Origin of the sequence: Rheinheimera sp. (genome assembly GCF_020217005.1) — a bacterium.
Lineage (GTDB): Bacteria > Pseudomonadota > Gammaproteobacteria > Enterobacterales > Alteromonadaceae > Pararheinheimera.
The window spans coordinates 1-10,000 of sequence record NZ_JAIWOI010000256.1 but is presented as its reverse complement, the minus strand read 5'-3'; the positions used below and the strand labels follow the sequence as shown (position 1 = coordinate 10,000).

Annotated in this window: 9 protein-coding genes; 1 reads left to right on the top strand and 8 read right to left on the bottom strand. The window is 46.9% G+C overall.

What is annotated here, in order from left to right; translation table 11 throughout:
* On the top strand, window positions 1-916 hold a 916-nt coding region (locus LDL40_RS12550; RefSeq protein WP_300995720.1), incomplete at its 5' end, for a patatin-like phospholipase family protein.
* 19 nt (window positions 917-935) lie between these two features.
* Here LDL40_RS12550 and LDL40_RS12545 read toward each other — a convergent pair.
* From LDL40_RS12545 to LDL40_RS12510, 8 genes are all read right to left on the bottom strand, one after another.
* Window positions 936-1,430, bottom strand: a complete 495-nt coding sequence (locus LDL40_RS12545; protein ID WP_300995719.1) for a GNAT family N-acetyltransferase — start codon at window positions 1,428-1,430, stop codon at window positions 936-938.
* 113 nt (window positions 1,431-1,543) lie between these two features.
* On the bottom strand, window positions 1,544-1,948 hold the full coding sequence (locus LDL40_RS12540) for a hypothetical protein (RefSeq protein ID WP_300995718.1): 405 nt from the start codon (window positions 1,946-1,948) through the stop codon (window positions 1,544-1,546).
* Window positions 1,949-2,088: 140 nt separating this feature from the next.
* Window positions 2,089-3,291: a 2-methylaconitate cis-trans isomerase PrpF gene (gene prpF / locus LDL40_RS12535; protein WP_300995717.1), complete on the bottom strand. Its 1,203-nt coding sequence runs from the start codon at window positions 3,289-3,291 to the stop codon at window positions 2,089-2,091.
* Between the two features lie 17 nt (window positions 3,292-3,308).
* Entirely contained in the window at window positions 3,309-5,897 is a 2,589-nt protein-coding gene (acnD, locus tag LDL40_RS12530) for a Fe/S-dependent 2-methylisocitrate dehydratase AcnD (protein WP_300995716.1), read from the bottom strand.
* 190 nt (window positions 5,898-6,087) lie between these two features.
* The gene (gene prpC, locus LDL40_RS12525; protein ID WP_300995715.1) at window positions 6,088-7,215 is read right to left on the bottom strand and encodes a 2-methylcitrate synthase; all 1,128 of its coding nucleotides are present in this window, start codon (window positions 7,213-7,215) and stop codon (window positions 6,088-6,090) included.
* An 84-nt stretch (window positions 7,216-7,299) separates the two neighbouring features.
* Window positions 7,300-8,193 carry a methylisocitrate lyase gene (prpB, locus tag LDL40_RS12520; RefSeq protein WP_300995714.1) on the bottom strand — a complete coding sequence of 298 codons (894 nt, stop codon included), beginning with the start codon at window positions 8,191-8,193 and terminating at the stop codon, window positions 7,300-7,302.
* Window positions 8,186-8,872, bottom strand: a complete 687-nt coding sequence (locus LDL40_RS12515; protein WP_300995713.1) for a GntR family transcriptional regulator — start codon at window positions 8,870-8,872, stop codon at window positions 8,186-8,188. The genes prpB and LDL40_RS12515 overlap by 8 nt, the downstream gene beginning before the upstream one ends.
* 207 nt (window positions 8,873-9,079) lie before the next feature.
* The gene (locus LDL40_RS12510; protein WP_300995712.1) at window positions 9,080-9,796 is read right to left on the bottom strand and encodes a DUF4386 domain-containing protein; all 717 of its coding nucleotides are present in this window, start codon (window positions 9,794-9,796) and stop codon (window positions 9,080-9,082) included.
* Window positions 9,797-10,000 lie beyond the last annotated feature (204 nt).

Here is a 10,000-nt window from a genome sequence, read left to right as displayed (position 1 = left end):
TTGCCTCTACGGTTTAGATCAGTATTTGTTTGGTGAATTTTTTAAAGACAGAACTACCGCTTTATCTTTAGTTGGTAGCTCAGCTGGAGCCTGGCGTTTTGCTTGTGTTACTCAGCAGGACCCTGTTGCAGCAACAGAACGATTTGCCAGAGCTTACAGCAGCTTATGTTTTCCGGCTAAAGCCAGTATTGATCAAATTACTTCAACCTCTGCTTCAGTACTGGATCACGTATTTCCCTCAGAGCAACATATTTTACAGGTGCTGAATAACCCTGTATTACAACTGAATTTTATCGCGGCCCGCGAGGTTAAAATAAGAAAATCTGAGCGTAAAAGCGCGCAACTACGACGGTTATTATTAGCCGCAGGCGCAAATCTGCTCAAACCAGCTTTGCTGCAAAAGTTCTACAAAAGAGTGGTGATGCAAAACCACAGTAATGGGGGCTTATTGCAGCATGTGCCACATGAAGCTTACCCACTGACTATAGAGAACTTTAAAGCCAGTTTGTTGGCTTCAGGTTCTATTCCTATGGTGATGCACCCGGTAAAAGACCCGGTTGGTCTACCTAAAGGTTTGTATATGGACGGAGGTTTGCTGGATTACCATCTGTCATTGCCATATCAGCAACAAGGCCTGATTTTATATCCACACTTTTATCCCTATCTGATCCCTGGCTGGTTTGATAAATCTTTACCATGGCGACGAGCCAAATCAGCCCAAATGGATAAGATGATCCTGCTTTGTCCAGCCGAATCCTGGGTAAAATCATTGCCATACAGTAAAATTCCTGACCGTAAAGACTTTGACAAACTAACGGACGAGCAGCGTCTTGCTTATTGGGCTACTGTACTGGAACGGTCAAAAGAACTGGCGGACGATTTAAAATCCGGCAATTATTTGCTGGAACAGATCTAAAAACTGCTCAAAACTCATTTTATGTTTTGATCATATAGCAGGCTATTTCAGGTAAATATGTATCCAAAATAGCCTGCTGTTTTAAACAGATATCTGTCACTTTAACAAAACCTTGTTTAGCCCAATAGGCTTCAGCTCCCTGCACTGCGACTAAAGCCATAGCGTTTAACCCCATCTTCTGAGCTTCTTTCTGAGCATGAAGCAGTAACTTTGGTGCTAACGACTGCCCACGGAAATGACTGGAAATCGCCATATCATGCAAGTAAAGGCAATCGGGTTTTTGATATGAAGGAAAATCTGCAGCTAAAGGAGTAATATTGCCAAGCACAGAAGGATAAGCCAGCAGATAGCCAGCCATTAATTGATCGACAAAATAACCCCAGCAGCTATGTTGAAAAGCGCCAATACGTGCAGCCATTACAGCTACTGACTCAACCAGCTCTTCGTTATAACAGTCTTTTTGCACCAACATCAGTTGTGGTACGTCTTTAGCAGATAAAGTATAAATAGACATCACAGGCACCGGAACAAATCAGCGGCGAAGCTTGAGTTAAAAGCAAAAACCACCTGCTCGGGCTGAGACAAGTGGTTTTTCAAAACACGGATATAAAAGTTTGTTTACAGGCTTTAGTTCAGGCTTTTTAACAGCGTTTGATCTAAACCATCTGCAGATAAAATCTTCACAATGGCTTTGCAGTGATCCAGAGTAAAATCACCTTCGGCAATTTGCAGATTAAGCGCTTCGCGGCGTTTCTGTACTACATCAGACAAGGTTTTGTTGTCCGCATCTGCACCTTTTAATTTTTGCTCTAACTTAACCAGCCAAGGATAGAGCTGCTTTTCCGCATCGTAAGCCTGTTGGCGAATTTCCGGATGATAATCTTCACAGGCATTTAAATTTAGCAAATAAAAATTCAGATAACCGGCTACGGTCAGATACTGGTAGTCCACTGTTTCAGCTTTCACGGCAGTAGACAGTGTTGCTGAACTTAAACATAAGGCGGCAAACAGGCTGTAACCTAACTTCTTCATCTAAGACTCCCCCAAAAAAATCGTAAATTCGATAATCAATCTACAGAGAATAACTAGTCTTTTCAACATAGCTACTTATTTATACTGGAATAATAAGTTGTAATTAAGCTACAGTCAGACGAACTTATCATTTTTAGCATTTAATCAAGGCTGAATGTATCTGCAGGCACCCGTACCCAACCTTCCATTAAGACCCGGGCACTGCGACTCATAATGGCTTTGGTAACTTTCCATTCACCAGAGACCTGGGCAGCTTCAGCTCCGACCCGTAAAGTGCCGGACGGATGACCAAAACGTACTGCTTTACGTTTGACACCACCAGCCGCCAGATTGACTAAAGTACCCGGAATAGCAGCTGCAGTGCCAATGGCCACAGCGGCTGTGCCCATCATGGCGTGATGTAATTTACCCATAGATAAAGCCCGCACCACCAAATCCATATCGCCTGTAGTCACAGCTTTACCACTGGACGAGATATAGTCTGTGGCTGGCGCAACAAAAGCAATCTTTGGCGTATGCTGACGGGTTTTCGCTTCGTCTATATGCGATATCAAACCCATTTTCACAGCGCCATAGGCCCGGATAGTTTCAAACATCGTCAAAGCTTGAATATCGCTGTTAATAGCGTCCTGCAGCTCTGTGCCTGTGTAACCAATATCTGCGGCATTGACGAAAATAGTCGGAATACCGGCATTAATCAGTGTGGCTTTGAAAGTGCCGACACCAGGCACGTCCAAATCGTCCACTAAATTGCCGGTTGGGAACATAGAGCCGCCGCCCTCTCCGTCTTCATCGGCGGCCGGGTCGATAAACTCCAGTTGCACTTCCGCAGCAGGGAAAGTCACACCATCCAGTTCAAAATCGCCACTTTCCTGCACTTCTCCGTTTAGCATAGGCACATGGGCAATAATGGTTTTGCCGATATTGGCCTGCCAAATCCGTACAGTGGTTTTGCCATCGGCAACAATACGACTGGCATCGACTAAACCTGCACTGATGGCAAAAGAGCCCACAGCTGCTGATAAATTGCCGCAGTTCCCGCTCCAGTCGACAAAAGCTTTATCAATAGATACCTGACCAAAGAGGTAATCCACATCATGATCCGGCTGCTGGCTTTTCGACAAAATTACGGTTTTACTGGTACTGGAGGTAGCACCACCCATACCATCAATTTGTTTGCCATAAGGGTCCGGGCTGCCAATCACTCTGAGCAGCAGCGCATCACGCGCTGCTCCTGCGGTTTGGGCTACTTGGGGTAAATCCTGCAAGCGGAAAAACACACCTTTGCTGGTGCCACCACGGATATAAGTGGCTGGTATTTTAATTTGTGGCAAATAGCTCATTGTTCTTATCCCTGCCCTTACACTTTAGCTTCAAGGAAGTCTTTGGCAAAACGCTGTAACACGCCACCTGCTTCATAAATAGAGACTTCTTCGGCCGTATCCAAACGACAGGTCACAGGCACTTGCAATACTTCACCGTTTCTACGGGTGATCACTAAAGTTAAAGTAGTGCGAGGTGTACGCTCACCTGTTACGTCGTAACTTTCAGTGCCATCCAAAGCTAAAGTTTTACGGTTGACCCCCGCTTTAAACTCAAGCGGTAATACCCCCATGCCCACTAAGTTAGTGCGGTGAATACGCTCGAACCCTTCTGCCACTATCACTTCGACACCGGCCAGACGCACGCCTTTGGCCGCCCAGTCACGGGATGAGCCCTGACCATAATCAGCACCAGCAATGATGATTAAAGGCTGCTTACGTTCCATATAAGTTTCAATGGCTTCCCACATCCGGGTGACTACACCTTCAGGCTCAATCCGGGTTAAAGAACCTTGTTTTATTTTGCCATCCACTACGGCCATTTCGTTGATAAGCTTTGGATTGGCAAAAGTCGCACGCTGCGCTGTTAAGTGGTCACCGCGATGGGTGGCGTAAGAGTTAAAATCCTCTTCCGGCAGCCCCATTTTATGCAGGTATTCACCCGCAGCACTGTCCATCATAATGGCATTAGACGGCGATAAATGGTCAGTGGTGATATTGTCACCTAACACAGCCAGAGCACGCATGCCCTTCATAGTACGCTCACCGGCTAAAGCGCCTTCCCAGTAGGGCGGACGACGGATATAGGTACTTTGCGCACGCCAGTCATAGAGCGGACTAATTTTTTCGCCGTAATCCACAGAGAGCGCAAACATAGGCTCATAGACTTTGCGGAACTGTTCAGGTTTCACGCTGCTTGTCACCACAGCATCAATTTCAGCATCGCTTGGCCAAATGTCTTTTAAGCGGATTTCTTTGCCTTCGGCATCCAGTCCCAGCACGTCTTTTTCGATATCAAAACGGATAGTACCGGCTATAGCATAAGCCACCACCAACGCAGGTGAAGCTAAAAAGGCCTGCTTGGCATAAGGGTGAATACGGCCATCAAAGTTGCGGTTACCAGACAATACAGCTGTAGCGTATAAATCACGATCTATCAGCTCCTGTTGAATGACCGGATCTAAAGCGCCGCTCATACCGTTACAAGTGGTACAAGCAAAGGCCACAATGCCAAAACCTAAACTTTCTAAATCCTCGAGTAAGTTGGCTTCTTTTAAATACAGCTCAACGGTTTTAGAGCCAGGTGCCAAGGAGCTTTTTACCCAAGGCTTACGGCTTAACCCTTTAGCTCTGGCGTTACGCGCTAGTAATCCTGCAGCTATCACGTTGCGTGGGTTACTGGTGTTGGTACAGCTGGTGATAGCGGCAATAATCACAGCGCCGTCCGGCATTAAACCCGGCTCGTTTTCTATTACACCACTTATGCCTTTAGCGGCTAAATCGCTGGTCGATACCCGGGCATGAGGATTGGACGGTCCAGCAATAGTGCGGCCTACACTGGATAAATCAAATCGTAAGACCCGCTCATATTCGGCCGTTTTCAAACTGTCAGACCACAGGCCTGCAGTTTTGGCGTAGGTTTCCACCAGCTTGACTTGCGCTGGCTCACGGCCTGTCAGGGTTAAATAATCCAGCGTTTGCTGGTCGATAGAGAACATAGCGGCAGTAGCGCCATATTCTGGTGTCATATTAGAAATGGTCGCTCTGTCGCCCAGACTCAGGCTGCTGGCGCCTTCACCAAAGAACTCCAGATATGCCGATACCACTTTTTCTTTACGTAAAAATTCAGTCAGCGCCAGTACTATGTCAGTGGCCATAATGCCCGGCTGAGCTTTGCCTGTCAGCTCGACACCAATAATATCCGGCAGACGCATCCAGGAGGCACGGCCTAACATCACACTTTCCGCTTCTAAACCACCTACCCCAATAGCAATGACGCCCAAAGCATCGACATGAGGGGTATGGCTGTCGGTGCCGACTAAGGTATCAGGGTAAGCCACGCCATCTATAGCGTGAATAACAGGTGACATCCGCTCCAGGTTGATCTGGTGCATAATGCCATTACCCGGCGGTATCACATCAACGTTTTTAAAAGCTTTTTTCGTCCAGTTAATAAAGTGGAATCTGTCGTCGTTGCGTCTGTCTTCAATAGCTCGGTTTTTCTCGAAGGCATCTTTTTCAAAACCCGCATGCTCAACCGCCAGCGAGTGATCGACAATCAGTTGAGTCGGCACTACAGGGTTGACCTTGGCCGGATCACCGCCTTGCAAAGCTATCGCATCACGCAGGCCTGCTAAATCCACTAATGCAGTTTGACCTAAGATGTCGTGACAGACCACACGGGCAGGAAACCAGGGGAAATCCAGATCCTGCTTGCGGTAAATCAGTTGTTTTAATGCATCAGTCAATAATGCAGGATCACAGCGGCGTACTAAGTTTTCAGCGTGAACGCGGGAGGTATAAGGCAGTTTGGCATAAGAGCCGGGTTCAATCTCGTTACAAGCCGCTTCGGCATCAAAATAATCCAGGTTGGTGCCTGGTAAGTTTTTACGGTAATTAGAATTCATGGCGTGGCCACTCAGTTAAATTGTTTACTTTAGATCCTACAAAAGCCCACTAAGGGCTTCTTTTCTGATCCCCTAAGTAATTGATGTTGCAGGGAGGCGACAAGTGCTCGAGATCCCAGGAGCATAGTATTCTATGTGACTGGGGCGAGGCACGCGGTCAACGAAGCTGCAGCTTCAAGAACGACGGGGATTAACGCTGCGCCAGTGGCGTTACACTACGTGGCTCCACACCTGTGTATTCAGCACTTGGGCGGATAATACGGTTGTCCGCACGTTGTTCCATTACATGGGCAGCCCAGCCTGTTAAACGTGAACAGACAAAAATAGGCGTAAACAGCTTGGTTGGAATACCCATGTAGTTGTAAGCCGAGGCATGGAAGAAATCTGCGTTACAGAACAGTTTTTTCTCGCGCCACATCACCGCTTCACAGCGCACAGAAATGTCGTATAAGGAGGTGTCGCCATTGGCTTTACCCAGCTTTTCTGACCATTCTTTGATCACCGCATTACGTGGGTCGGACTCCGCATAAATGGCATGGCCAAACCCCATGATTTTTTCTTTACGTTCCAGCATGCCCATTAACTTGGTTTCGGCATCATCCGGATTGTCCATCTTTTCAATCAGTTCCATCGCCGCTTCATTAGCGCCACCATGCAGAGGACCACGTAATGAACCTATAGCGCCTGTGATGCAAGAATGCATGTCACTTAAAGTGGAAGCACAAACACGGGCCGTGAAAGTAGAAGCATTAAACTCATGCTCTGCGTATAAAATCAGCGAAGAGTTCATTACATCGGTATGCAGCTGAGTTGGTTTTTCACCATGTAAAGTCCATAGGAACTGTTCGGCAATAGAATCGGCCGCTGTGTCCACTTCAATGCGCTGGCCTTTATGGCTGAAGTTATACCAGTAGTTAATTAAGCCAGGGAAAATCGCCAGTAAACGGTCTGTTGCATCTTGTTGCTGAGCAAAACTCTGTTCAGTTTCTAAGTTGCCTAACATAGAGCAACCAGTACGCATTACATCCATAGGATGAGCAGAAGCAGGAATACGTTCCAGTACTTCTTTTAAAGCCTGTGGCAGGTGACGCATCGCCTTTAAGCGTTTTTTGTAGGCAGCCAGTTCTGCTTCGTTCGGTAACTCGCCTTTTAAAATCAGGTGCGCTACTTCTTCAAATTCACAGTGAGCGGCTAAGTCTTTGACATCATAACCACGGTAAGTCAGGCCTGAACCTGTTTTGCCTACTGTGGATAAAGCGGTTTTACCTGCGATTTGGCCACGTAAACCTGCGCCTGATAATTCTTTTGCGTTCGCCATCTTGTCTCTCCGTTTTTAATTTGTTCTGTTGATTTATTGAATGCTCTTTGGCTGATGTTAGTTATTTTTTGTTTGCCCAACTTTTTATTTAGAGCTTTTGCCTACAGCAAATAACGCATCCAATTTCTGCTCATAACTGTGATAGTTCAGGAAGTCGTAAAGTTCAGCCCGGGTTTGCATGCTGTCGACTACAGCCTTCTGATCGCCATTGGCCAAAATAGATTCATACACATTCAGTGCAGCTTTGTTCATAGCGCGGAAGGCACTCAACGGATACAACACCATATCCACACCTACGCCAGCTAGCTCTGCTTTGTTAAACAGTGGCGTTTGGCCAAACTCAGTGATATTGGCCAATACCGGCACTTTCAGCACCTTAGTAAAGGCCTGGTATTGCTCCAGCGTATACACAGCTTCAGCAAAAATGGCATCGGCACCAGCGGCTTCGCAGGCTAAAGCACGCTCGATGGCGGCGTCTAAACCTTGTTGTTGCAACGCATCAGTGCGCGCCATAATAAAAAAGTTCTCGTCTGTTCTGGCATCGACAGAAGCCTTGACGCGATCAACCATTTCGTCCAACGATACGATTTCTTTGTTCGGTCTGTGACCACAACGTTTTTGCGCCACCTGGTCTTCAATATGAAAACCTGCAGCACCGGCTTTGGTCATCTCTTTGACGGTACGGCCTATGTTAAAAGCACCACCCCAGCCTGTATCGGCATCCACCAGCAAAGGCAGTTCAGTAGCACCCGTAATACGGCGGATATCTTCACAAACATCGTTTAACGAGGTCATGCCTAAATCAGGCAAACCAAAAGAGGCATTGGCCACACCAGCACCAGATAAATACAGGGCTTTGTGACCCACACGTTCAGCCATCATGGCGGTGTAGGCGTTAATAGTGCCCACCAGCTGTAACGGATGATTGTCTCTAATTGCCTGACGAAGCAGAGCGCCAGCGCTTTTTACATTAGCCATGTGAAGTCCCCTGTTGAAGTAACTGTTGTTCAATATTACGTTTGGATGCGGCGATATGACGGCGCATCAGTAAGTCGGCCAGTTCGCCATCACGGTTGGCAATGGCATTGATAATAGCTTTGTGTTCGTCAAAAGCCCGCGATACCCGTGGGCCGTTCATGCCAAGCTGCACCCGATACATCCGCACCAGAAAATACAACTCGTCACTTAAGATATTAATCAGATAAGGATTTTTACTACCTAAGATGACGCGGTAATGAAAGTCGACATCCCCTGCTTCCTGGTAGTAACTTTCGCCTTCATGCACCCGTTGTGTCGACAAATGCTGATCAAGTAGCGCTCTGACTTCGGCGATTTCCTGCTCTGTCATATGTTCTGCCGCCAAACGACAGGCCAGGCCTTCCAGCTCTTCGCGCAACTGATACAAAGAACGTAAGCCTTCAATAGACAGCTTGACCACACGGGCGCCGGCATTGGGTGTACGTTCTATCAGATGACAGCGCTCTAAACGTGCTAAGGCCTCACGCAGTGGTGCGCGGCTTAAATCATAACGTCGCGCCAGTTCAGGCTCACTGATCTTAGTACCAGCAGGAATTTCGCCTTCCACTATGGCGGTACGAATTTGCACCAGCACCCGGTCGGCCGCAGTAATAGCTTCTTTGAATTCGGTAGCAAGCATCAGATTGTCGACAATAATTAGAAAGTGATTACGTTTTACGCCTGATATCGACTTTGGTCAAGCTGAAATGCGACGTTATGTCGACATAAAGACTAAAGTACTAGAGGAAGTTGTATGGATTTATGGACGGGTTTTGAAGATGCTTTTGTTTTACCTTTGAAACCCTGGTTACTGTATTCAGCTTTACAGTAACCACGGCATTTCAGTTTAAGACGTGGTTTGCTGCCATTTCTGCATAGTCACGCCTTTAATAATCATCCACAGGCTTAAGCTTAATTCAGCGGCTAACACCGGCATCAGAACCCAGGGGAATAGCAGCGACGCCAGGGATGGTGCCAGTAATAAGGCCAGGCTATTGATCAGATAACACAAACCCGCCAGCGCTAACATGACTCCGATAAAAGCCGGGAAGAAGCCCGATTTAATAATCAGATAACCACGCAGCAAACAGGCCAGCGCAAAAAAGATCAGCCCTATGCCAAAACCATAGCTGTGCAGCCCAATAGCAAGGTAAGACCAGGCTGCCAATTGCTCAGAAGAAAACGCAGAAGCAGCAGCCCCACCACCTAGTAACAACAATGGAATGACTAACAGCAGCTTATTGGCCACCAACATAGCGGTTTGGATCAGGTTAAAAAAAGTGGCGGCCAGATTAAGCCCAGCGTTGACGCGTTTAAACAATAAATAAAACAACACGATGATGGGGATATCCAGCAGTTGCATCGACAAGTCCCCTACTATGCCCAGCCTCCACAATGAAGATGAAGCGATAATATTCTGTGCGGTAGCTGCTGCATCTAAAGGAACCACCAGGGAGCCTCTGACCATCAGTTCACCAAAAAGCCCTAACACAATAATGGCCAGATAAAATACACCGGCAAGGCGCACATAAAATTGGGGTGAACGTTCAAAAACAGCACTCATTGCAGGATCCTTTGTTGATAGTCAGACGAAGTTGCTCAACTGACACTAAGTTGCGGATTGATATACTAAAGCAATCCATTTAGCTGATCCCTATAATTTCACTCATATAATCAGTCAAATGTAACCACCGCTTTTCGAAATGAACTGCTTGCCTATGCAATACGCTGAATATCACAGCTCTTGAGGCGCTTTATCCTTCTCATC